13 protein-coding genes and 1 tRNA gene are annotated in these 24,304 nt (G+C 72.0%); 7 read left to right on the forward strand and 7 right to left on the reverse strand.

Annotation, left to right across the window (positions count from 1 at the left end; all coding sequences use genetic code 11):
- Positions 1-459 precede the first annotated feature (459 nt).
- Positions 460-1,536, forward strand: a complete 1,077-nt coding sequence (locus D471_RS0113475; RefSeq protein WP_017599095.1) for an LPXTG cell wall anchor domain-containing protein — start codon at positions 460-462, stop codon at positions 1,534-1,536.
- 67 nt (positions 1,537-1,603) lie between these two features.
- Here D471_RS0113475 and D471_RS0113480 read toward each other — a convergent pair whose 3' ends face one another.
- The 3 genes from D471_RS0113480 to D471_RS0113490 all read right to left on the reverse strand — a co-directional run bounded on the left by D471_RS0113480 (position 1,604) and on the right by D471_RS0113490 (position 4,996).
- Complete coding sequence (locus D471_RS0113480; protein WP_017599096.1) at positions 1,604-2,458, reverse strand: pentapeptide repeat-containing protein; 855 nt, start codon at positions 2,456-2,458, stop codon at positions 1,604-1,606.
- Positions 2,459-2,573: 115 nt separating this feature from the next.
- Positions 2,574-4,118 carry a tyrosinase family protein gene (locus D471_RS0113485; RefSeq protein WP_017599097.1) on the reverse strand — a complete coding sequence of 515 codons (1,545 nt, stop codon included), beginning with the start codon at positions 4,116-4,118 and terminating at the stop codon, positions 2,574-2,576.
- A gap of 287 nt (positions 4,119-4,405) precedes the next feature.
- Positions 4,406-4,996: a TetR/AcrR family transcriptional regulator gene (locus tag D471_RS0113490; protein WP_017599098.1), complete on the reverse strand. Its 591-nt coding sequence runs from the start codon at positions 4,994-4,996 to the stop codon at positions 4,406-4,408.
- A 161-nt stretch (positions 4,997-5,157) separates the two neighbouring features.
- Between D471_RS0113490 and D471_RS0113495 the strand changes: the two genes are divergently transcribed.
- The 5 genes from D471_RS0113495 (at position 5,158) to D471_RS34350 (ending at position 19,348) form a co-directional block, all read left to right on the forward strand.
- Positions 5,158-6,381: a beta-ketoacyl-[acyl-carrier-protein] synthase family protein gene (locus D471_RS0113495; RefSeq protein ID WP_026127700.1), complete on the forward strand. Its 1,224-nt coding sequence runs from the start codon at positions 5,158-5,160 to the stop codon at positions 6,379-6,381.
- An 84-nt stretch (positions 6,382-6,465) separates the two neighbouring features.
- Complete coding sequence (locus D471_RS0113500) at positions 6,466-7,719, forward strand: cytochrome P450 family protein (protein ID WP_017599100.1); 1,254 nt, start codon at positions 6,466-6,468, stop codon at positions 7,717-7,719.
- Positions 7,720-7,820: 101 nt separating this feature from the next.
- The gene (locus D471_RS0113505) at positions 7,821-9,959 is read left to right on the forward strand and encodes a beta-ketoacyl synthase N-terminal-like domain-containing protein (RefSeq protein ID WP_017599101.1); all 2,139 of its coding nucleotides are present in this window, start codon (positions 7,821-7,823) and stop codon (positions 9,957-9,959) included.
- Entirely contained in the window at positions 9,952-16,683 is a 6,732-nt protein-coding gene (locus tag D471_RS0113510; RefSeq protein ID WP_026127701.1) for a type I polyketide synthase, read from the forward strand. The genes D471_RS0113505 and D471_RS0113510 overlap by 8 nt, the downstream gene beginning before the upstream one ends.
- Entirely contained in the window at positions 16,667-19,348 is a 2,682-nt protein-coding gene (locus D471_RS34350; protein ID WP_051059168.1) for an amino acid adenylation domain-containing protein, read from the forward strand. The genes D471_RS0113510 and D471_RS34350 overlap by 17 nt, the downstream gene beginning before the upstream one ends.
- Positions 19,349-19,504: 156 nt before the next feature.
- Here the strand turns inward: D471_RS34350 and D471_RS0113520 are convergent.
- From D471_RS0113520 to D471_RS0113530, 3 genes are all read right to left on the reverse strand, one after another.
- Positions 19,505-19,580 (reverse strand) — tRNA-Arg (locus tag D471_RS0113520).
- A gap of 140 nt (positions 19,581-19,720) precedes the next feature.
- The gene (locus D471_RS34355) at positions 19,721-20,611 is read right to left on the reverse strand and encodes a hypothetical protein (protein ID WP_017599102.1); all 891 of its coding nucleotides are present in this window, start codon (positions 20,609-20,611) and stop codon (positions 19,721-19,723) included.
- Positions 20,612-20,918: 307 nt separating this feature from the next.
- Positions 20,919-22,175, reverse strand: a complete 1,257-nt coding sequence (locus tag D471_RS0113530; RefSeq protein ID WP_017599103.1) for an aspartate aminotransferase family protein — start codon at positions 22,173-22,175, stop codon at positions 20,919-20,921.
- A 159-nt stretch (positions 22,176-22,334) separates the two neighbouring features.
- Here D471_RS0113530 and D471_RS0113535 point away from each other — a divergent pair, with 159 nt between their 5' ends.
- Positions 22,335-23,798 (forward strand): NAD-dependent succinate-semialdehyde dehydrogenase, encoded by a 1,464-nt coding sequence (locus D471_RS0113535; protein ID WP_026127702.1) that lies wholly within the window; start codon positions 22,335-22,337, stop codon positions 23,796-23,798.
- A gap of 164 nt (positions 23,799-23,962) precedes the next feature.
- Here D471_RS0113535 and D471_RS0113540 read toward each other — a convergent pair.
- A partial coding sequence (locus D471_RS0113540; protein ID WP_017599105.1) for an FCD domain-containing protein occupies positions 23,963-24,304 on the reverse strand: 342 nt, incomplete at its 5' end.

The raw sequence follows: 24,304 nt of genomic DNA on the forward strand, positions 1-24,304 counted from the left end.
CCTCCTGGTCAACCATCTGCTGCGCACCGGATGGTGAGGAACACACGGGAGACGCCCCCGAACGCGGAGGCGGACGTCCGGGACGCCCGCCGGGGGGTCGAGACCGGCCACGCCCGCGGAAAGCGCGTGCTGGATCTGCGCCGGTAGGGGCGCGGCGCCCCGTCACACCTCGTGGGGAGCGGTGAGCCGAACGCCGCACGGTCGGCGTTCGCTCCCTGTCGATTCGATAGGGCCGGTGACCCGCGTGTTGGCCGGTGGCACGTTATGCCATCGTCACCGCGCCTTGTCTTTCCGGAATCCGGTCGTGTTTTAGGGTCCTTCGTGGTGGTACTCGGTTCCATTATCCGTCTGCCCTCCCTGACCTGTGCGGTCCTCCTCCCTCCCCCCCAAGGCGGGGCGCGTGGCATCCCACATCCCGGTGCGAGAACACAGCCCGGGCCGATCCGAATGAGGATTTCCTTGAGTTTCCGAATCCCCGTACGTCGCCTGTTCCAGGGCGGTGTCGCCTTCGCCGCCGTCGGTGCCCTCGGTGTCGCGATCGCCTCTCCGGCTCACGCTGAGAACGGTGAGGTCGGTTACGCGCGGTCGCACAACGCCGGAGAAGGCGTCATCACCGGGTTCTACCCGAGAGGGGGTGACGTCGGCGGGTACCACGGGCCCCTGTACGGCGACGAGCTGTTCGTCGATTCCCTCAACAGCCACGTCGTGGACGTGGTCGAGGACGAACTCCGTGCGCGGGTGCTGTTCCGGGAGCTCCGTGTCGAGCTCACCGAGGCCGACGTCGAGGCCATGCGCGCGGCGGATGAGGGAGGTGTGTCCCAGCCCGGGCTGGAGGACCCCGAGGGTGGGGGTTCCGATGATGTCGTCCTTCGGGCGTCCTACACCGACACCGACATCCTGGTGGAACAGAACTGGGCCGGTGAGCGCCAGTACTCCCACACCCCGGGTACCGAGTCCGTCGAGGTGAACGAACTCGGCGCGCAGATCTCCTTCTCCACCGAGACGTCCCCCTGGCACGAGACGATCACGGAGGAGTCGCTCCGGTGGCAGGAGATCGATCCGGAACAGGAGCTGTGGGGCGGGGTGCAGACCCTGGACCTGGTCGTGAGCTTCCCTGACGAGGGGTTCAGCGTCTCGTACGAGGTCGGCGAGGTCATCGTCGCCTCGGACACGGCGCCCGCCACTACCGAGGACGGCAGCGGTGACGAGGACACCGGGGGAGAGGACGGTCAGGACGGCGGTTCCGGGGAGGGCGGTTCCGAGGACGGCGGCTCTGAGGAGGGCGGTTCCGGGGAGGACAACCCCGGGGAGGGCGGTTCCGGGGAGGGTGACGAGCCCGCGTCCGAGAACGACCGCGACGCCGCTGAGGAGCGGCCCGAGGCCGAGTCCGGCGGTCCCCTGGCGCAGACCGGCAGCCCGGTCGCGGGCCTGGTCGCGGCCGGCGCGGTCATCTCCGTCGGCGGCGCCGCGACCGTCTACCTGACTCGTCGGAGGAAGACGGCCTCCGCGAGCTCTGAGGCGTCTGACGAGAGCTGAGCGAAAGCGGGCGCCCGCCCGCCGACACGGCGCCCGGGGCCCGCTCCTCGGGCGCCGCCGAGCGACCCTACCCCTTGGCGGCTCGACCGGTGCCCCAGTGTGAGGGCCGGACGAGCCCCGGGGGCAGCCTGGTGGCGGCGTCGCCCCTGGCCGCGTTCACCTGCGGCTGTGTGAGGAAGAGGCTTCCGGTCAGGTCGGCGCCCCGCAGGTCGGCGTCGCGCAGATCCGCCCCGAGGACGTCGGTCCTCCTCAGGTCGGCGCGGCGGAGGTCGGCGGCGATGAGGTAGGCGCCGCGCAGGGTGGCGCCCCGCAGGTCGGCACCGCGCAGATCCGCCCCGATCAGATCGGCTCCCCGGTGGTTCTCCGTACGGCCGGGCACCTCATCGCGCACCAACGCGCTGGCACGTGACAGCAGATCGCCCACCTCGCCGCGAACCGCTGTGACGTCCACGTCCGCGAGTCGCTCGGCGCGGCCCTGGCTGAGGTGGTCGACGTGGTCCCGTACCCGGCGCAGGTCCCCGTGGAGGGAGTGCGCCGCGGGAAGGGCGAGCGCCTCGGTGAGGTACCAGAGCAGTTCGTGGAGTTGGCGCATGACGCCGAACACGTCGAACATCCGCCGTGCCGTCTCGGGGCGGGCTCGCCAGTCCCGTCCGTCGAAGGTGACCCGGGAGACCTTCTGCCCGGCCCCGAAGCAGTCGAAGACGGTGCAGCCCGAGAAGCCCTTCTCCCGCAGCCGCGCGTGGACACCGCAGCGGAAGTCCTCCTGGAGGTTGGTGCACGGCTGCCCGGCGTCCTTGTCGACCGGGAAGTCGGCGGAGGCGGAGAAGGGCAGGGCGACACAGCACAGACCGAAACAGTTCGCGCAGTCGGCCCGCAGGTGGGAACGGTCGTCCGTCACGTGTTGCCGGTCCTGGTGGGGCACGGGTGTTCTCCTCGGGAACGGAGGGGGAGCGAAGGTGACGAACCGTTTCGTTCGTCCGCACCATCGTCACCCAACACCATGTGTCCCCGAACCGGACCGGCATCGGGCCGGGAGGTCAGACCACCGTGAGCGTGGCCCGAGCGAACCGCGGGTCGGAGTCCGCGGCCAACGCCTCCGGTCGGTCGGCCACCACACGGACCGTCGGCACCTCGTCCCCGGTCGCCCAGGCGGACGTGTCCTCCAGCTCGCGTAGCTTCTCGGTCACGTCGAAGCTGAACGTCCGGCCTTCCGGATGCGGCTCGTCCCCGACGTTGTCGAAGAAGGCCAGCAGACCCACGAAGGCGGGGCCGTCCGGGTCGGTGCCGGACCGGTCGCCGCCGAGGAAGACGCTGAAGGGAGAGCAGGGCTGCCGGGTGGCCCGTACGCCCTCGAAGGTGAGTAGGACCCGCTCGCCGCCGCCATCGCCCGTCGTGGTCGTCTGGAGCGCCTCCGCGCCGCCCGGCGCGGGGGTGAGGGTGACGATGTTCCGGGCCGCCAGGCGCGTCTCCTCCTCGGTGGTCGCGGCCAGCTCGTCCGTCTGCCCGGGTGGGACGACGAACGGCGCGAAGTTCGACGTGTCCGTGCCGGTGCCGTCGGTCAGCGAGTCGTACTCGTACGCGTGGTCGGGGAATGCGAACACGTCGCCCTCCAGAACGTGCCGGCTCCCGTCCGCGTCGCGCAGCAGGAAGGGTTCGTCGTCCTGGGGGCCGTGCCCCGGGCGAACCGCCGGCCACCGCCAGCCGGTCGGCGACGTGTGTGAGGGGTCGGCCGCCATCCAGGCGTACCACAGGCGGTCGATGTTGCAGTGGTGCAGCCAGAACACCGGATCCCCGGCGGCCGTGGGGACGGCTCCCATCAGGCCGCCGACCGTACCGTGCACGATGTCGTGCGGCCGGTGCTCGAACACCCGGGAGAAGCCGGAGGAAGCGCCGGGGGTGTCCTCGGGCGGCCAGAAGCACGTTTGGGCCATCGCCTCGCTCGGGTCCACCTCGGTCGGAGTCAGAGGCTCGGCGCCCCGGCACCGCCCTTCGGTGTCGTACGGGGGGAGGTAGAGCGGGTTCTCCTCCTCCCGGCCGTCAGGGCCGCGCATGGTCCGCTGCCGGAAGGGGAGCGGGACCCTGCGGTACTCCTCGGAGCCGTCGCCGGGCTCCCGGTGGGCGTAGTTCCAGTAGGGGAGTGCCCAGTCGAACTGGTCCCACTGGCCCAGGTCCTCCACGATGACGCGCCGGACGATGCGTTCGAAGTAGTAGAGGTACCAGCGGTGCCAGGGAAGGAAGTACCGGTCGCCGTGCGGGCACTGACGCCACTCGGGCGGATCTCCGTCCCGCTGTGGCGTGGGCTTGCCGTGGGTGTACCACTGGAACAGCCAGGAGTCGTGCCGGTCCGGTGTGCCGTCCCGCTGTTTCATCCAGCCGACCGCCCTGGCGTACCAGTACAGCCGTGGATGCCAGTCGCCGGTCACGGGATCGAAGAGCTTGGCCACGTCCTGGCGCACGAACGGGCTCAGGGCCGGTCGCCGCCGCTGGAACGGACCCGCCGCGGTGGCGGTGCCGGGCAGTCCCGCGCCGAGCGCGACGGCCCCCGCGCCCGCGAGCAGGAGGGAGCGCCTGGACAGGCTCATGTCGTTCCTCCGGAATGATCTCGGGTGCTCCGGCCGGGAGCGGGCCCGTGCGCACGCGAACCCCGACTCCCGGGGGAGTAATTGCTGGACGGAAATGTCAGGAGCGTCAGCGGACCGCGGCGGGCACGAGACACCCCAGGGCACAGCTCGGCTACTCTCCGTAACCATAGGTCGCCTGGGTTGAAAGTCTCGGACCCTGCTCCGGCGTTTTCCGTACGCCCGCGCGGAGAAGCTGGAACGGTCTTCGGCCGTCCCGCGACAACGTCGGGGCGGTGCCCCCGCCTGGTCTATTCCGTTCGCTTGTCCAGTTCCGGGAGGGTGCGGGCCACGGCGACGACGTAGGAGCGCGTGTCCGGCACGCCCTCCGGACCGCGGCCCAGGATCAGGCGCGTCATCTGGGGAAAGGCCAGCGGCCAGACGGCGATGCCGACGACCGCCAGGAAGGTGGCCGCGGCCGCCTCGTCGTCCAGGGGTGCTCCGGTCGCCTCGGCCAGGGCCGCGGCCTTGCGCGCGTAGTGCCCGCTCCGGAGCTGTTCGTCGGGCAGGAGGTCGCTGCCGTAGTGCAGGGCCTCCCACATCATCAACCTCGTCATCTCGGGGTTGTCCCGATGGAAGTCGAAGATCCGTCCCGCGTACTCTCCCAGGTCGCCGCAGGGAGGGCCGACCTTGGCCGCGTGCTCGCTCAGGGCCTGCGCGACCACCGCGGTGAACAGGTCCGCCTTGCTGCCGAAGTGACTGTAGATGCGCTCCTTGTTGATCCCGGCGTGGAGGGCGATGCGGTCGACACGGGCTCCGCTCATGCCGTGCGCGGCGAACTCCGAGCGTGCGGCCGCAAGCAGGCGGGCTCGCGTGTGTTCCGAGCGGCTGCTCAAGGACATGCCGAGAGCATAGCGGATCAAAACCAACTCATTAGTTTGCTTGGCCAGGAGATTCATCCGACAAGTTGGTCAGATTCACGTGGAAAAACACCCCAAACCACCACAAACCACCCAAACAAGGGATTGCGTACCTACTAGTAGGTTGGCTAAAGTCCCCAGCCATGCAGTCAAGCACTACTGACGTCTGGGCAACGGGTCTGGGCGCCATGACTCCGCTCGGCGCCGACGCCACCACGACCTGGTCGGCGATGCGCGCAGCCGAGAACGGTGTCTCCCCTCTCGAACAGAGCTGGGCACAGACACTTCCCGTGCGCATCGCGGCCCAGCTGCCCACCGACCCCGCCGAGGCGCTGGAGCGCACGGAGGCCCGTCGGCTCGACCGCTGCGAGCAGATGGCGTTGGCGACCGCACGCGACGCCTGGGACGACGCCGAACGCCCCGAGGTGGACCCCGAGCGCCTGGCGGTGGTGATCGGCACCGGCATCGGCGGCATCGGTTCGCTGCTTGACCAGAACCAGACCCTGATGACCTCCGGACCCCGGCGGGTATCCCCCCACACCGTGCCCATGCTGATGGCCAACGGGCCCGCCGCCTGGGTCAGCATGGAGTTCGGCGCCCTCGCCGGAGTGCACTCCCCGGTGAGCGCCTGCGCCTCGGGCGCCGAGGCGCTCGCGCTCGGCCTCGATCTCATCCGCTCCGACCGTGCCGACATGGTCATCGCCGGTGGCGTCGAAGCCAGCATCTATCCGCTCACGCTGGCCGCCTTCGCCCGCATGATGGCACTGTCGACCGACAACGCCACTCCGGAACTCGCCTGCCGCCCCTTCGACACCGGCCGCAACGGCTTCGTCCTCGGGGAGGGCGCCGCGATCGTCGTTCTGGAACGGGCCGAGCACGCCCGTGCCCGGGGGGTGACGACACCCCACGGCCGACTGCTCGGTGCGGGCCTCAGCGCCAGCGCGTCCCACATCACCGCCTCGGACACGCCGGGCCAGGTCCGCGCCATACGGCAGTCCCTGCGCACCGCCGACCTGAGCCCGACCGACGTGGGCGTCGTGCACGCCCACGCGACCTCGACACCGCAGGGTGACGTGGCGGAGGCCGACGCCATCACCTCCGCGCTGGGAACCCACCCCGTGGTCACCGCCACCAAGTCCATGACCGGACACCTCCTCGGGGCCTCGGGCGCGCTGGGCGCCGTCGCCGCGATCCTCTCGCTGCGCGACGGAACGGTGCCGCCCACCCGCAACCTGCGGGACCTCGATCCCGAGGTCGACTGCGACGTCGTCACCGGTACCGCCCGCACCGGCCACTGGGACTGTGCCCTCGTCAACTCCTTCGGCTTCGGGGGGCACAACGTCTCCCTGGTTCTCGGCCGCCCCTGACCCGCCTCGGCCGGGGCCGGTACGCCCCGACGCGCTGCCCGACGGCAGCACCCCACCCCACCCCACAGAAACCGATGGTGTGACGTGAGAGAACCGAACGGCACGCCGCGCGGCGGCTGCCCGATCGAACTCGACGAGGAGTTCTACGCCGACCCCTACCCCGTCTACCGGACCATCAGGGACTCCGGTAACACGCCGACGCCCGTGGTCCTGAAGACCGGGATGGCCTACCTCCCGCCGGGGCTCAAGGCGTGGCTCGTGACGTCGTACGAGGACGTCACCTTCGTCTTGCGCGACCCGAGGTTCCGCAAGAGCATCGACGAGGCCATGCCCCTGTTCGCGGCCAACGCGGGCCAGGAACAGGGCGCCGCGGGCGACCGGGGCCGAGCCTCGCTGCTGTACGACAACATGGCGAACAACGACCCGCCCAAGCACACCCGACTGCGCAAGCCGCTCAACACGATCTTCACCGCCCGTGCGGTCGCGGCGAAGCGTGACGACATGCGCCGGGCGGCCGACGAGGCCCTCGACGCCCTCGTCGGAGAGGACAGCTTCGACCTCGTGCGGGACTTCGCCCTCCCGTACTCCGTCTCGGTCATCTGCGACACGTTGGGTGTCCCCCGCGGCGACCGGAGCCGGTTCAACTCGTGGGTGCAGACCATCACGGGCGCCGCGGAACCGGAGGCGCTGCGCCGTGACGCCGACCGTATGGTGTCCTACCTGAGCGAGCTGATCCGTGCCCGACGCGACGACCCGGAAGACGACGTCCTCACACAGCTGGCCGCGTCGCTCGACGACCGGGAAGCCGTGGCGCAGGCCTACGCCCTGCTGGCGGCCGGATACGAGACGAGCGCCAACCTCATCGTGACGGGTCTGCTCACCCTCGAACGCGACCCGGAGCAGAAACGGCGTCTGTGGGCGGATCCCTCCCTGGTGCCCGGAGCCGTCGAGGAGCTGCTCCGCCACCAGTCACCGTTCAACCTCTCGCTCTACCGCTACGTGACCGAGCCGGTCGAGGTGGGCGGGGTGGAACTCCCGGCGGGCTCCATCGTCTTCCTCTCCTTCGCCGCGGCCAACCGGGACGGCGCGCGCTTCGACGACCCGGACGCCCTCGACGTCACCGCACCGCGAGGAGAGCACCTCGCGTTCGGCGGGGGCATCCACAACTGCATCGGTAAGCACCTCGCACGGCTCGAAGCCGAGGTCGCCTTCGACACCCTCATCCGCCGCTGCGCCGACCTGTCGATCGTCACCCCCTCCGACCGGTTCGACTGGAAGGCCAGTCCGACGTTTCGCGGCCTGAAGAGCCTCACGGTCGCACCCGGGCCACGGGTCTGACCGCTTCCCCCACCACCCTCCCCTCCCTCCCCTCCACGCACCCACCCCGCGCGTCCGCCATCACCCGTGCCCACGCGCAGTCACCCCCTCGGAGCGCATCCGTGACACCTGTCGCCATCATCGGCCTGGCCTGTCGGTTTCCCGGGGCGAAGAACCCCACCCGGTTCTGGGCCAATCTCGTCGGCGCCGTCTCCAGCGTCGGCGCCGTCCCCAAGGGACGATGGGCCGACCGAAGACCCGTGCCGGGCGCGCCTCCGGCCGGCACCGGAGGCTTCCTGCCCGACCCCGACCTCTTCGACGCGGAGTTCTTCGGTGTCTCGCGCAGGGAAGCGCAGTACATGGACCCGCAGCAGCGCCTACTGCTGGAGCTGGCATGGGAGTGCGTCGAGGACGCCGGCCTCTCGGCCGACGGGCTGCGGGACACGCGCTGGGGCGTCTTCGTCGGCGCCGACGCCGACGACTTCCGGATGCGCTACTTCATGAACGGATCCCTGGACCGGTTCGGCCACATGGGCACCAGCAGCTGCATGCTCGCCAACCGGGTGTCCCACCACCTGGGCCTCCGAGGCCCCAGCGAGGTCACCGCCAGCGGCCAGTCCTCCTCCCTGGTCGCGCTCCATCGCGCCGTCGGCGCCCTACGGCTCGGTGAGTGCTCGGCCGCACTCGTCGCCGGAGTCAACCTCAACCTGCTGGGGGCCGTCACCGAGCAGGTGCGGCTGTGGGGCGGACTGTCACCGGACGGCCGGTGCCACACCTTCGACGAGAGGGCGAACGGATACGTCCGGGGCGAGGGAGCCGGTTGCGTCGCCCTCAAGCCGCTGGACGCGGCGGTGCGGGACGGTGACCACGTCTACGCGGTCATCCGCGGCAGCGCCACCGCCAACGACGCCGGCCGGGGAGCGGGCGGCCTCGGAGTCCCCGCCGCCGAGGCCCAGCGCGAGGCGATCACCGCGGCGCACGAGGCGGCCGGCGTCACCGCCGAACGTGTGGCCTACGTGGAGCTCCACGGCACCGGGACCGCGGTCGGGGACCCGGTGGAGGCCGAGGCGCTCGGTGCGACCGTGGGACGGCACCGCTCGAAGGACGACCCGCTGCCCGTCGGTTCCGTCAAGACGAACATCGGCCACCTGGAGGCCGCCGCCGGCATCGCCGGGCTGATCAAGGCGTGTCTGATGGTGCACCACGGCCATCTGTCGCCCACCCTCAACCACGGTCGGCCGCACCCCGGCATCCCGCTGGACGAGCACAACATCCGGGTGGTCACCCGGCCCGAGCGGCGGACGTTCGGCCCCCGGGACGTCATCGGGGTCAGCTCCTTCGGCATGGGCGGCACACACGCGCACGTGCTGCTCGGAGCGCCGGACGACCGGTCGGCGCCGTACGGCGCCGAGGGGTCCCCGGACCGGAGCGCCGACTCCGGGAAGGGCGGTCACGAGGCCGCCGTCTGGTGCCTGTCCGGATGTTCCCGCGACGCCGTCCTCGACCTGGCCCGGGCCCTGCTCGACCACCCGTTCGACGAGTCCGCCGGCACGGTCTCGGACATCGGGCGCGCCCTGAGCGTCCGAAGCCACCGGGAGTACCGGGCCGCCGTCCTGGGTTCCGACTGGAACCAGATCCGGCGGGGATTGGCGAAGATCGTCTCCGGACACGATCTCGCGGTCCCCGCGGAGTGGATGCCCCGGACCCCCGGGCGCCGAGACGACGCGGTGCGCGCCGCGAGCGCCTACGTGCACGCGGGCGACGTCACGGGTGTCCGCGGCCACCTCGGCGAACGGCGGCGCGCGGTACCACTGCTGCCCACCTACCCCTTCCAACGTCGGCCCTTTCCCCTGCCGGACGGGCACGCGGGCCCCGGCACGCGTCCCGTGCCCCGGCGGCAGGACCCGGATCCCGGTGTCCGGTCCGACGCCCCGCCGTCCGGCGCGGCCGACAGCGCGCGCCCCGCACCGCGCTTCCTGGACCGGTGGTCCACCGCCCGCACCGCCACCGACCGCTCCTGGGCGATGCGGAGCCTGCTCGAGGACGAGCTCGCCGCCGTCCTCGACGGGCCCGCCCCCGCACAGGCCTTCGATCGCAGCTTCAGCGACCTCGGAGTCGACTCGATGACCCTTCTGGAGTTCGCGGACGCGGTCGCGGACCAGACCGGGGTCGGGATACCCGAGACCGTCCTCTTCGACCACCCCACTCTGAACGAACTGGCCGACTACCTGACGGAGAAGTTGGAGGGACAGCGTGCCTGAACACGGTCCGGTGCGGGACGACATCGCCATCGTGGGCATGGCGTGCCGGTTCCCGGGAGGGGTGAACACCCCCGAAGAACTGCGGGACATGGTCGTCCAGGGCCGCGACGCCGTGGGCGACTTCCCCGACAACCGCGGCTGGGACACCGCGGACCTCTACGATCGCGCCTACGCCCGGCAGGGCGGCTTCCTGTATGAGGCCGACTCCTTCGACGCGGCCTTCTTCGGGATCCGACCCGCGGAGGCGAAGGCCATGGACCCCCAGCAGCGGGTGCTGTTGGAGGTGGCCTGGGAGGCGGTCGAACGGGCCGGGATCGTGCCGTCGAGCCTCAAGGGCTCGTCGACGGGCGTCTTCGTCGGCGTGATGCCCAACGAGTACGGGATGCCGCTGTGGCGCTGGCAGGACGAGACGGCCGGGTACATGGGGACCGGCACCTCCACCAGTGTCGCCTCCGGCCGCATCTCCTACCTGCTCGGACTGGAGGGCCCGGCGCTCACCATCGACACGGCCTGTTCGTCGTCGGGCGTGGCCATCCACACCGCCGTGCGGTCGCTCAGGAGCGGGGAGACGGACCTGGCCCTCGTCGGCGGCTGCACCGTTCTCGCGGGACCGGGCATGTTCGTCGACTTCGCCAAGAACCACGCGCTCTCGCCCGGGGCGCGCTGCCGCACCTTCTCGGACGCCGCCGACGGCACCGTGTGGGCCGAGGGCGCGGGCGTCCTCGTCCTCGAACCACTCGCCAAGGCCCGACGCCTCAACCGCCGCGTCCTCGGCGTCATCAAGGGGACGGCGGTCAACCAGGACGGAGCCAGCAACGGGCTGACCGCCCCCAACGGCCGTGCCCAGGCCAAGGTCATCACCCAGGCGCTGGCCGACGCGGGACTCGCCCCCCAGGACGTCCAACTGGTCGAGGCGCACGGCACGGCGACCCGGCTCGGCGACCCCATCGAGGTCAACGCGATCAGCGCCACCTACGGTCGGGGCGACCGTGAGGCCCCGGTCTTCCTCGGCTCCCTCAAGTCCAACATCGGCCACTCCATGGCCGCGGCCGGAGTCGGCGGCGTCATCAAGTGCGTCACCGCGATGCGCGCGGGAGTGATGCCTCGGACGCTCCACGTCGACGGGCCGCTCAACACACATGTCGACTGGTCGAACTCGGTCGAGGTGCTGCGGGAGAACCGGCCCTGGGCCTCCCGGGACGGGGTCCGGCGCTGCGCGGTCTCCTCCTTCGGCGTCAGCGGCACGAACTCGCACGTGATCCTGGAGGGCTGGGACGACGAACCGGCCGCGGACCCCGGTGACGGGGCGGAGGACCGCCCGACCCTGCTCAAGCTCTCGGCCGCGACCCCCACGGCCCTTCGGACCTACGCCGAGGCCGTGGCCGCCCGGCTGGAGTCGGACGAGGCCCCGTTGGACGGTGTGGAGCACTCCCTGATGCTCGCCCGCCAGGACTTCGACCACCGCGCGGTCGTGCCGGGCGGTAACCGCGGCGAGCTGATCGCCGCCGCCCGCGCGTTCGCCGCGGACCCCGCGGACTCACCGGCCGTGTACGGCGACGCCCGCCCCGTCCGCCGCCCGGTGTTCGTCTTCCCGGGCCAGGGCTCGCAGTGGCCGGAGATGGCCCGGACACTGCTGGGGCAGTCCGACGTCTTCCGGCTCCGGGTCGAGGAGTGCGCCCAGGCCTTCAAACCACACCTCGACTACGAGGTCATGCAGGTCCTCTCCGGCGAACGGACGGACATCGACCTGGAGCGCACCGACGTCATCCAGCCGCTGCTGTTCTGCGTCATGCTCGGCCTGGCCGAGATGTGGCGCTCGGTCGGAGTGGAGCCCGCCGCCGTGGTCGGCCATTCACAGGGCGAGGTCGCGGCCGCCTGTCTGGGCGGCGCCCTCAGCGTGGAGGACGCCGCCCGTGTCGTCGCCTGCCGCAGCCGGCTCCTGGAGGAGTCGGGACGCGGCGGCATGGCCGCGCTCGCCGTCTCCCCGGAGACGGCGCGGCGACTCATCGGTGAGGCCGACGCCGACCTGGTCGTCGCGGCGACCAACGGCCCCGACTTCGTCCTCGTCTCCGGCGATGACGAGCCGGGGATCGAGCGCCTGCTCGACCTCTGCGACGGCCGTGACGTCTACGCCCGCCGGGTGCCGGTGAAGTACGCCTCGCACTCACCCACCGTGGACGCCCTGCGCGACGACATCCTGGCGGCTCTGTCCGACGTCACCCCGACCCGCTCCACGATCCCCATGTTCTCCACCGTGGGAGCCGAGCCGGTCGAGGGCGACGAACTCGACGCCGCGTACTGGTACCGCAACCTGCGCGGACAGGTGCGGTTCGCTGAGACCGTCGCCGAGATGACCGCACGCGGCTATGACGCGTTCATCGAGGTCAGCCCGCATCCCGTGCTGGTCGGCTCCCTGGAGGGGATCGTGCGGCAGACCGGCGGCGACAGCCCGGTCACCCCGACCCTCAGACGCGACCAGGGGACCTGGGAACGCTTCCGCACGGCCGCCGGTGAGGCCTACGTGCGCGGCCACACGATCGACTGGCGCGCCCTGAGCGGTGATCCAGGGGAGGCCGAACCGCCTCTGGTGGATCTGCCCACCCACCCCTTCGAACGGCGGCGCTTCTGGCTGTCCGGCCCGGCGGCCCCGAGCTCGGCACCGCCCACCGCCTCCGTCCGTGACGGGGGACATCCCTTCCTCTCCTCCGTCGTGTCGACGCACGACGGGACGGTCCTCCTCAGCGGAGACCTGTCCGTGCGCAGCCACCCGTGGCTCATGGACCACAGCGTCGAGGACACCGCTCTGCTGCCCGGCACCGCCTTCCTGGAGCTGCTGCTGGCCGCCGGTCGCGAGGTGGGCTGTCCCGACGTCGAGGAGATGATGCTCTGGGACCCGCTCCCGGTTCCCACGGACGGATCCGCCGTCGACATCCAGGTGTCCGTCCGACCGCCCGAGCCGCGGGGCGCGCGTCCCGTCGCGGTCTACTCGCGCCCGAGGGGAGACGAGGAGTGGTCGTGCCACGCCGAGGGGGTGCTGACCCCGGGCGGTACGGCCGCGCGGGACACCGACCCGACCGACGCGGTCCGCGCGGGCCGGGACGGCGAGCCGCTGCCCGCGGACGCCATGTACGAGCTGCTGCGCGGCCGCGGATACGGTTACGGGCCCGCCTTCCGCGGGGTTTGTGAGGCCGAGGACCACGGCGAGCTCAGCCGCTCGCGCATCGTCCTCCCGGACGCCGCACGCGTCAACCACCGCGGCTTCACGATCCATCCGGCGCTCACCGACGCCGCGCTCCACGCCGCCGTCGCCACCGGGCTGCTGGGCACCGCCGACCCCGGAAGCGTCGCCGTCCCCTTCGCGTTCAGCGGTGTGCGGCTGGGGGAGGCGGCCGGCGGCGAGGTCTGCCACGCGATCGCGCGCCGCACCGACGACAACGCCGTCTCGCTCGTCCTGACCGACCGGTCCGGAGCGGTGCTGCTGACCGTGTCGCGCATGGTCGTGCGCGACCTCGCGGTCGCCCCGGCCGCCCAGGACGGCACCGACACCGCCACCCTCTACGAGCTGGACTGGCGTCCGCCCACCACCGAACCGGCGGACGACGTTCGCCTCTGCGCGGTCAGCGAGGACGACGGCCGTCTCCACGCCGTCCTGCGGGACGCCAGCAGAGGCGGCATCTCGGTGGCGACCCTGGACGAGGCCCTCATGGTCATCAGCGGCCTCCCCGGAAGATGGCAGATCGCCGTCGCCGTCTCCGAGACGGAGGGCACGGTCGGCGATCAGGCCCACGGGACGGCCGCCGCCGCCCTGGACACACTCCAACGGTGGCTCGGCGAGGAGGACCTCGCCGACCGCGTGCTGCTCACCCTCGTCACGCGCCACGCCGTCGCCGTCCCCGGCGACGGGGAGTTCCGCCTGGGCGCGAGCGCGGTGTGGGGCATGGTCCGCTCGGCGCAGACCGAACACCCCGGTCGGGTCCGGATCGTCGACGTCGACGACGCGGCACTGGGTGAGCCCGAGGCCGTGGCCGCGGCGCTCAAGCGCTCCGAACCACAGCTCGCCGTCCGCGGCGGCCGGGTGCTGTGCCCGCAGCTGACCCATCACAGGCCGGGCCGGGCCGCTCCCCCCGATCCGGGCGACGGTGCCGTCGTCATCACCGGCGGAACCGGCACCCTCGGCCGTGAACTGGCCCGACACCTGGTGACCCGCTGGGGCGTGCGCTTCCTCGCCCTGGTGAGCCGAAGCGGGGACGGCGCTCCGGGGATCGCCGAGTTCCGCGACGAGCTGTCAGGGCTCGGCGCGGCGGTCCGGGTCGTCGCGGCCGACACAGCCGACGCCGATGACGCCCGCCGGGCGTTGGCCGAGGTGCGGGAGTGGCGGCCGATCACCGGTGTGGTGCACGCGGCGGGCCTGCTGGACGACGCCATCGTCTCCGCCATGACCCCCGAACAGCTGCACCGGGTACTGCGGAGCAAGGTCGACTCCGCCGTGGCCCTGGACGACGCCACGCGCGACGACGACCTGCGGTTCTTCACGCTCTTCTCGTCGATCTACGGTGTGCTGGGCGGCCCGGGGCAGGCGAACTACGCCGGCGCCAACACCTTCCTTGACCACTTCGCGGCGTGGCGCCGCTGCGAGGGACGGCCCGCCAACGCGGTCGCCTGGGGACTGTGGTCCGAGTCCACCGGAATGACGGGCCACCTCGACGAGCGCGACCTGCTGCGACTGCGCCGCAACGGTGTGGCGCCGTTCTCCGTCGGCGAGGGGCTGGAGCTCTTCGACCGCGCCCTCGCCAGTGACGCGGCCGTGCTGGTGGGCGGACGTGTGGCGCTGCCCGACGCGAACGCGCCCGACCCGGCCGACGTGCCGTTCCTGCTGGGCGAACTGACGGCCCGGCGCGACCGCGGGACCGCCGCCCCGGGCCCCGCCGCCGGACGGGGCGCCGCGACGCGCCACGGCTCGGCCCCGACCGACGGTGACGCCTCCCGGTCCCGGTCGTCCGGTTCCGACGGCGCGGACTCCGGCGGCGCGTCCGTCCTCGCCGTGCTGAACGATCCGGACGCGTCCGCGGACCGGCGCACCGCCGTACTGCTCAACCTGGTCACGGCACGCAGCGCCGAGCTGCTCGGCACCCGGCCCGAACGCGTCGACCCGCAGAGGTCCTTCTACGAGATGGGATTCGACTCCCTGACCTCCGTGGAGCTGCGCACACGGCTCGGCCGGGCGCTGGACGTCCGGCTCGGGGCGACCGCGGTCTTCGACCACCCCACCCCCCAGGCCCTGACCGAGCACGTCCTCGGACTGTTCGCACCCCCGGAGGAGGGAGCGACGACGCAGGCGGGCACCGCCGAGCCCGACGGAACGGAGCGAGACACCCGCACGGAGCCGGTGCCAGGGGCCGCCCGCCCCGACCCCGGGGAGTTCGGCCTCACCAAGCTCCAGGAGGCCTACGTCGTCGGCCGCGCGGGCGACTTCGAACTGGGCGACGTGCCCACCGTGCTGTACATCGAGGTCGACCTCACCGGATTCGACGTCGCGGCGGCCGAGCGCGCGCTGCGCACGCTCATCGGGCGGCACGAGATGACGCGGGCGGTCTTCTCCCCCGAAGGGACCCAGCGCGTGCTGGGTGAGGTGCCGGAGTACCGCATCGCCGTGGAGGACCTCCGCGACCTCGGAGAGGAGGAGCGGACGGCCCGTCTGACGGAGCTGCACGACCAGCTGCGCACGCACGGTTTCGACATCACGGCCTGGCCGCTGTTCCTGGTGCGCGCCACGCGCCTGACCGACCGCGTCACCCGCCTGCACGTCGCCGTGGACGTGCTCATCTCGGACGGCGGGAGCAGCACACTGCTGTTCAACGAGTGGGCTCGGCTGTACCGGGACCCGCGTGCCCAACTGCCGCCGGTCGGACCGTCGTTCGAAACGTTCGTGCGCGGGATCCGCGCGCACGGCGAGTCGGAGGCGGTCGCACCGAGCCGGGAGTACTGGCGTGAGCGCGCGGCCGGACTGCCGCCCGCGCCCGAGCTCCCGCTCACCGTCAGCCTGGGCGACGTGCGGACCCCGGACTTCGGCAACCGGTGCCTGCGGATCAGCGCGCCGGAGTGGGCGGCGTTCCAGCGCAACGCCGCGGCGGCCGGGGTGACCCCGTCCTGCGCGGTCCTGACCGCCTACTGCCACGTACTGGCGCGGTGGTCCAAGACCCCGGACTTCACGGTCACCATGCTGGTCTCCCAGCGCAGCGGGGTCCTCGACGAGGACATGTCCCGGACGGTCGGCAACTTCTCCTCGACCAGCCTCCTGGAGGTGCACATCGACCCCGGAGCTCCCTTCCGCGAGAACGCCGCGGCGATCCAGCGGCAACTGCTCCACGACATGGAGCACGTCGCCTACACGGGTCTCGACGTCCTGCGCGACCTGGGCCGCCTGGACGGCGGCGCCGGACGGGCGCGGATGCCCGTGGTCTTCAACAGCACCCTCGGAAGCGGCCCGCGCGCCGGGGGAGCGGAGGAGGCGGGGCCGATCGGCGCGCTGTGCCGACTCGGCGAGTCCGGCGTCCCGGTGTGGAGCGGTGTCCGCACACCCCAGGTGATCCTGGACCACCAGGCCTTCGAGGAGGAGGGGTGCCTGGTCCTCAACTGGGACGTCGTCGAGGAGGTCTTCCCCGAGGGAACCGTGGACGACATGTTCACCGCTTACGAAGGGCTGATCCGTGAACTCTGCCGTTGACAACGCCTGGACTCGGCCCGCCTGGTCCGAGCCGCACGGCGGCGCCGACACCATCCCGCCGGCCGCCGAGCACGTCTTCGCCGAGGACGCCCTGCTCCACCGCGACGTCGTGGCCCAGGCGGCGAGGACGCCGGAGGCCGTGGCCGTCGTCAGCGAGAGCCGGTCGCTGACCTACGGGGAGCTGGACGCCGAGTCCGCTCGCGTGGCCAGGGACCTGGCCGACAGCGGGGCGGGCCCGGAGGACCTGGTCGCCGTCACCATGGAGAAGGGATGGGAACAGGTCGTCGCCTGCCTCGGTGTGCTGCGGGCCGGGGCCGCCTACGTGCCCGTCGACCCGCGGTGGCCCGCGCGCCGGGTACGCGGCATCATCGAGGCGGCCGGGATCGGCCGGGCGCTGGTGCAACCGTGGCTGCGCGACGCCGTCGAGTGGCCCGAGGGCGTGTGGGTCCGAGAGGTGGCGCCGCCCGCGCCGGACGACCCGGTGGTGGCCCCTCCGGAGGTGAAGCCGTCGCCGCGCGACCTCGCCTACGTCATCTACACCTCCGGCTCCACCGGTACCCCCAAGGGGGTGATGATCGAACACGGCCCCGCGCTCAACACCGTTCTCGACGTCAACGGGGAACTGGGCCTGACGTCCCGGGACCGGGTCTTCGCCCTGTCGGCGCTCAACTTCGACCTGTCCGTCTACGACGTCTTCGGACCGCTGTCCGTCGGCGGTGCGCTGGTCATCCCCACACCGGAGGAACTGCGGGAGCCGGACGCGTGGCTGCGGCGCATGCGCCAGGACGGCGTCACCGTCTGGAACAGTGTTCCGGCACTCATGGCGATGCTGTGCGCGTACGTGCCGACCGACATGCCCCTGCCCGCCCTTCCGCCGCTGCGCGCGGTGCTGATGAGCGGCGACTGGATCCCGGTGGCGTTGCCCGCCGACATCCGGAGACTGTTCCCCGAGGCCGCGCAGTGGAGTCTCGGCGGAGCCACGGAGGCGTCCATCTGGTCCATCTGGCACCGGATCGTCGCCTCCGACGGAGAGCTGCCGTCGATCCCGTACGGGGTGTCGATGCGCAACCAGCACGTGTTCGTCGCCGACCGTGCGATGCGGCCGCGTCCGCCGTGGGTCCCCGGCGAGATCCACATCGCCGGGGCCGGGCTGGCACGCGGTTACCTGGGGGACGCCGAACGCACCGCCCGCAGCTTCGTCACCGACCCCGCCACTGGGCGGCGCCTGTACCGCACCGGTGACTGGGGACGCCTCCTGCCCGACGGTGAGATCGAGTTCCTCGGGCGTGAGGACATGCAGGTGAAGGTCGGCGGTCACCGCATCGAGCTCGGAGACGTGGAGGCGGCTCTGCTCGGCTGCCCGGGGGTCCGGGACGCCGTGGCCGTGGTTCGCGGCGACCGCGACAAGAAGCGCCTCACCGCCCACGTCCTCCTGCGGCCGGACGCCGCCCACACGGGCGCCGAGCTGCGCGAGATGCTGACCGACCGGGTCCCGGGTTACATGGTTCCGGCGGCCGTCACGGTTCGCGACGCCTTCCCCCTGACCTCCAACGGCAAGGTGGACCGGGCCGCGCTGACCGCCGTCCCGGACGGTCCGGCGGCGGAGGACGAGGCCGCCGCGCCTCCGGCCGACGACGAGGAGAAGCTGCTGCTGGACATCTGGGGAGCGTTCTTCGAGGCGCCCGCACTGTCCGTGACCGACGACTTCTTCGAACTGGGCGGCGATTCGCTGCTGGCGGTGCGGCTCGTGTCGGCGGTGCGCCGGGAACTGGGCGCCGACCTTCCCGTGGCCGCCCTGTTCGCCGCCCCCACCATCCGCGAACTGGCCCGGAGGGTGCGTGAGGAGAGGGTTGGCACGCCATCGAACGACCGTCCCGTCGTGGTGCCGATCAGGGCCGAGGGGACGGCCACGCCGCTGGTGCTGGCCCACCCCGTGGGCGGAGAGGTGCTGTGCTACGCCGAGCTGAGCCGTCGGCTCGGCGGGGACCAGCCCGTCTACGCGCTGCAGTCGCCGCACCCGCACGAACGGGAGCTGACCCTCACCGAGCTCGTGGCCGACTACGCGCGGGCCGTCGCGCGGGACGTTCCGGGGAGCGCCTACCGTCTCGCCGGGTGGTCGATGGGCGGTCTGCTGTCCCTGGAGCTCGCCCGGGAACTGGAGTCGCTGGGGCACGTCGTCGAACGGGTGGACGCGATCGACGTGACGGAGACCCCCGGGGACCTGGAGAAGGCCGAGGTGGGCGAAGCGCGGCTGCGCTCCTGGCTCGCCCGCGACCTGGCGGGTCTCACCGGCCACGGAGCCGACGCCGACCTTGAGTGCTCCTCCTTGGAAGAGCTCTTCTCCACGTTGGGTGAACGTGGGATCCTTCCCGGCGATATCGACCTGGCCGAGTTCGAGTCGACCTTCGCGCGCTTCGCCGCGAACGCCCGGGCGCTCGCGGGATACCGGCCCGAGCCGTATCCCGGAGCGGTCCACTTCATCCAGGCGGTGTCGGGCGGCGGCGCTGTGACCGCCGAGTCCTGGCTGCCCGTGTGCGAGGGGGGTGTCACGGTCGCGGAGGTTCCCGGCGACCACTACACACTGCTGACACCGGAGCACGTCGACGCCGTGGTCGCCGAGCTGCGCGCCCCCTCACCGCGGCCGGTGAAGCCGGTCGGAGCCTGACGCCCACCGGAACGCGAACGCCGCGGCGCGTTCGGCGGGGAACCCCTCGCCGGGCGCGCCGCGTGGCGGAGTGGGTCGTGCCGGCGGGCTGGGCACAAAAGAAACCGCCGGGCCTGTGTGGTGTCCAGGTCCGGCGGTATCTCCACTGTCTCAAGGTGGCGCACTCGGGAGGACTCGAACCCCCAACCTTCTGATCCGTAGTCAGATGCTCTATCCATTGAGCTACGAGTGCAGGTCTTCAGTTGTGTGTCGCCCGGTTGGCCTTGCCTCCCTGGCGACGTCTCCGACTCTATCACGGTGTCGGGAGGGCTTCGTGCACTTTTCTGGTGTGACCCGGGACATGGGGTGCGCGGCGTCGCTCCCGGCCTGGACTCAACCCCGCCCGCCCGGCTCCGCGCTGAGCAACCGTCCCGCCGCGAGCGCCCGGTCGATCAGCTCGTCCCGGGCCTCCTTGGCGGCCCGCGCGCTCAACGCCTCGTCCCGGAGCAGGCCAGCGCTCGCGCCCTCCTCCGCGGACACCCGCGCGCTGAGTTCGGAGATCCGCTCCTCACGGGCCTCGGCGCGCTCGATCTGCTCCCACTCGGTGTGCGCCCGCAGGGCCTCCCCGACAGCGGCACCGTACTCCCGGATCGGGTCTACCTGGGCGGACAGCTGTTCGTAGGCCGCCTCCTGCCGCTCGTTCTGCCGTGCCAGCAGGGCGCGCGCCCGGTCCGACGCGGCATCGGCGGTCTCCTTCCCGTGCTCCGCCCGCAGCCGCTGGTACCGGTACAGGGCCGACGCGATCCGCCACTCCTCGGCGCGCAGCACCCCCAGCGGCTGTTCGGCGTCGAACGACTCACCCATGACCTTTCCCGCCGCCCACAGCGTGTTGATCGTCTTCTGCACGTCGGCGAGTAGGTCCGAGCCGCGCGCGTCGAAGTCCGCCGGAACCAGGTAGCGGTGCGCGTGGGCCGCGGCCAAGCGGTCGTTCCGACTCCAACCGAAGGCCACCCACAGGGCAACAGCGGTGTAGACCACCGTGGGGGTGTACCACACGAGGACAGAGGACGGCCACGGCCCCGCGGGGACGGACATCCAGCTGACGAGCGTCACGGGCAACACCGACAGACTGAACCAGATCCATCCCCGACGAGCCCCGTTTCCGCGGAGCCGGGCGGGCAGCGACGTACGCGGGGTCATGCGGATCGCGGCGATCCCGCCGACGGCCACCACGACCGCGTGGACGAGCAGTCCCACGAGGTACCAGCCGGTCATCTCCAGCATGAGCCATACGTTCCCCAGCAGCCAGGCGAGGTTGAGCGGCGACGGCGATGCCGCCCACGAGCAGCCTTCCCCGGTGCCCCGACCAGGGGCGGGCGGTGTCCGTCTCGCGGAGGAGAGAGGACGGGTTCGCCCGCAGGCGGGCGGTGACGTCCGGAGGCAGTTCGGGATCGAACACCGGGCGGACGCCGTTGCTCATCGTGCTGTGGATTCTTCCGCGCCGTCCCATACGCACCGCCTCGCCTCGGGGTGGAGCCGCACCGGCATCCACCCCTGAGACGGGCGGCAGCGTGTTCCGGTTGCGTCCCGGTCAGCCCCGGGCCGCCTCCTCCACGGAGGCCGCCCACAGGGAGACCGCGGTGTCGACCTGCTCTCCGTTGACCACCAGCGGCGGGATCATCCGGACGACGTTCCCCGCCGGGCCGCAGGTGAGGAGGAGGAGTCCGTTCCCGGCGGCGGCCTGCTGGGCGCGCAGGGCCGTGGCCCCGTCGGGCGACCCGTCGGGCGCGGTGAACTCGTTGGCCAGCATCAGGCCGCGTCCGCGCACGTCACCGATCACCGGGTGGGCCCCGGCGACCTTCTCCAGGCCCTGCCGCAGACGCTCGCCCATCCGCGCCGAGTTCTCCACCAGGCCCTCCTCCTGGATCACGTCCAGGGTGGCGATCGCCGCCGCGCACGCCACCGCGTTGCCGCCGTACGTGCCGCCCTGAGACCCCGGCCACGCCTTGGCCATGATCGACTCCGGCGCCGCGATCGCCGACAGCGGGAAGCCGCTCGCCAGCCCCTTGGCGGTGATGACGATGTCCGGGCGCACCCCCGAGGGCTCGTGGCCCCAGAAGGTGCCGGTCCGGCCGAAACCGGTCTGCACCTCGTCCAGGACCAGGAGGAACCCGTGCTGGTCGGCGCGTTCGCGCAGCCCCCGGAGGAAGGAGTCAGGTACGGGCACGTAGCCCCCCTCGCCCAGCACCGGCTCGATGAACACCGCCGCGGTGTCCTTCGGTGAACTCACCGTGGTCAGCTGGTAGTCGAACTCCCGCAGCGCGTGGGCGACCGCGTCCTCCTCGGCCATCCCCAGGCGGTAGGCGTACGGGAACGGGCTGACCACGACCCCGGGCACGAGAGGGCCGATCCCCGCCCGGATCTTCACGCCGGAGGTGGTCAGCGACGCCGCGCCCATCGTCCGTCCGTGGAAGGACCCCTGGAACACGATCGCGTTCTGCCGCCCGGTCGCCTGCCGCGCCAGTCGCAGCGCCGCCTCCACGGCCTCGCTGCCGGAGTTGACGTAGAACAGCCGGTCGACGCCCTCCGGGAGGACGTCTCCGAGCCGCTCGGTGAGCCTCAGCAGCGGCCGGTGCATCACGGTGGTGTACTGGCCGTGGATGAGCGTGGCGACCTGCTCCTGGGCTGCGGCGACCACCCTGGGGTGGCAGTGGCCGGTGCTGGTGACGCCGATGCCCGCGGTGAAGTCGAGGTAGCGGCGGTCGTCCTCGTCGTAGAGGTAGGCGCCCTCACCCCGTGCCGCGAGAACGGGGGTCGCCTGCTTGAGGATCGGGGAGAGCTCCGCCATGCGCTGTCTCACTTCCGTGGTTGCGTGTTCTGTAGGATTGTTGACAATCGACGGTGCTATGGAAACATCCGTGTCGGGCGGTGTCCAGAGGGCTCACGCCGGGCAGTTCTGACCGCGGGTGGCCCACCCGGGGCAGTGCGTGACTGGAGAGTGGGGAACATGTCGGATCAGGAAGCACGGGTCGTCGCACAGGTGGACAAGCGGCTCTTCCTCGGAGGGCAGTGGCGTGACGCCGCGTCCGGGGCGACCTACGCGGTCGAGGACCCCTCCACGGGGGAGACGCTGTGCGAGGTCGCCGACGCGGGCAAGGAGGACGCCCTCGTCGCCCTCGACGTGGCGCACCGGACCCAGCGGGAGTGGGCCGCGGTCGCTCCCCGCGCCCGTGGCGAGATCCTGCACCGGGGCTACGAGCTCCTGATGGAGCGGCAGGAGGACCTGGCCGTCCTCATGACCCTGGAGATGGGCAAACCCCTGCCCGAGGCGCGCGGCGAGATCGCCTACGCCGCCGAGTTCCTCCGGTGGTTCTCGGAGGAGGCCGTGCGGATCGAGGGCGGCTTCTCGACCTCACCCGACGGCAAGTCGCGCTTCCTCATCATGCGACAGCCCGTCGGTCCCTCCATGCTCATCACGCCCTGGAACTTCCCCATGGCGATGGGCACCCGCAAGATCGGACCCGCGATCGCGGCCGGGTGCACGGCGATCCTCAAGCCCGCCCACCAGACCCCCCTGTGCGCCCTCGCCCTGGCGGGCATCCTGGCCGAGGCCGGGCTGCCGGAGGGCGTCCTCAGCGTCATCCCCACCACGTCGCCCGGAGCCGTCACCGAACCCCTCCTGAGCGACGGCCGTATCCGGAAGCTCTCCTTCACCGGATCGACGGCGGTCGGGCGCAAACTCCTCGAACAGAGCGCGGGGCAGGTCCTGCGCACCTCCATGGAACTCGGCGGCAACGCGCCGTTCCTGGTCTTCGACGACGCGGACCTCGACGCCGCGGTGGACGGCGCGATGCTCGCCAAGATGCGCAACATCGGTGAGGCCTGCACCGCCGCCAACCGCATCTACGCCCAGTCCGGCGTGGCCGCCGAGTTCGCCGCGCGGCTCAGCGAGCGCATGGGCGCGCTGCGGCTGGGCCGTGGCGTGGACGAGGGCGTCCAGGTGGGGCCGCTGATCGACGACAAGGCGCGCCGGAAGGTCCAGACGCTCGTGGACGACGCGGTCGGCAGGGGGGCGCGGGTGCTGGTCGGCGGCGGGGCCGCGGAGGGGCCCGGGCACTTCTACCAGCCCACCGTGCTCGCCGACGTACCCATGGACAGCGAACTCTCCTACACCGAGATCTTCGGTCCGGTCGCCCCCGTGCTCACCTTCGAGACGGAGCAGGAGGCTGTGGCCGCCGCCAACGACACCGAGTTCGGCCTGGTCAGCTACCTCTACACCCGCGACCTCAACCGGGCGTTCCGGGTCAGCGAGGCGCTGGAGGCGGGCATGGTCGGACTCAACCAGGGCATCGTCTCCAACCCCGCCGCGCCGTTCGGGGGCGTGAAGCACTCCGGCCTGGGCCGTGAGGGCGGACGTGTGGGCATCGACGAGTTCCTCGACACGAAGTACGTGGGCATCGGCGGGCTCTGACCGCCCACCCGATGTGGTTCGGGCGCCGACAGGGTTCTGCGAGACGCAGGCGAGCCGCGTGGCGAGGAACGGGCGACAGGCGCGGCCGAGGATGAAGAATCCCTGTCTCCGGGGCGCCCGGACCCGGGCCCGAGCGCGGCGGAGACCCCAAGGAAACACCGCCGCTAGGGCTCCGTTCTCGGAGGCTCCCCGTTGATGCGCTCGACCGTGTCCACCATGTGCGACTCGATCAGCTCGAGCACGCCCAGCCGCTCCTCGGCCCCGTCGACGATGGCGTCGAGGATGCGGCGGTGCTCGTCGAGGATCTCCTCGGGCTCTGGGTACACGTCCTGCATGACCGTCAGGCACATGCGGGTCTCCACCAGCAGTGTCTGCGCCATCCGCTCCAGGCGGCTGTTGCCCGCACAGCTCACGAGCGTCTGGTGGAAGGCCTGGTCGGCGTCGCTCATCGCGTTCCGGTCCCGGCTCTGGGCCGCCTCGGCCAGCCGGTCCAGCGCGGGGGGGAG

Origin of the sequence: Nocardiopsis lucentensis DSM 44048 (assembly GCF_000341125.1) — a bacterium.
GTDB classification, from domain to species: Bacteria; Actinomycetota; Actinomycetes; order Streptosporangiales; family Streptosporangiaceae; genus Nocardiopsis; species Nocardiopsis lucentensis.

Excerpts from the sequence above, each read along its gene's own strand:
- D471_RS0113485 (WP_017599097.1), bottom strand. The coding sequence starts at position 4,118 with ATGAGCCTGTCCAGGCGCTCCCTCCTGCTCGCGGGCGCGGGGGCCGTC.
- D471_RS0113490 (WP_017599098.1), bottom strand. The coding sequence starts at position 4,996 with ATGTCCTTGAGCAGCCGCTCGGAACACACGCGAGCCCGCCTGCTTGCG.
- D471_RS0113530 (WP_017599103.1), bottom strand. The coding sequence starts at position 22,175 with ATGGCGGAGCTCTCCCCGATCCTCAAGCAGGCGACCCCCGTTCTCGCG.
- D471_RS0113535 (WP_026127702.1), top strand. The coding sequence starts at position 22,335 with ATGTCGGATCAGGAAGCACGGGTCGTCGCACAGGTGGACAAGCGGCTC.
- D471_RS34355 (WP_017599102.1), bottom strand. The coding sequence starts at position 20,611 with ATGCTGGAGATGACCGGCTGGTACCTCGTGGGACTGCTCGTCCACGCG.
- D471_RS0113495 (WP_026127700.1), top strand. The coding sequence starts at position 5,158 with ATGCAGTCAAGCACTACTGACGTCTGGGCAACGGGTCTGGGCGCCATG.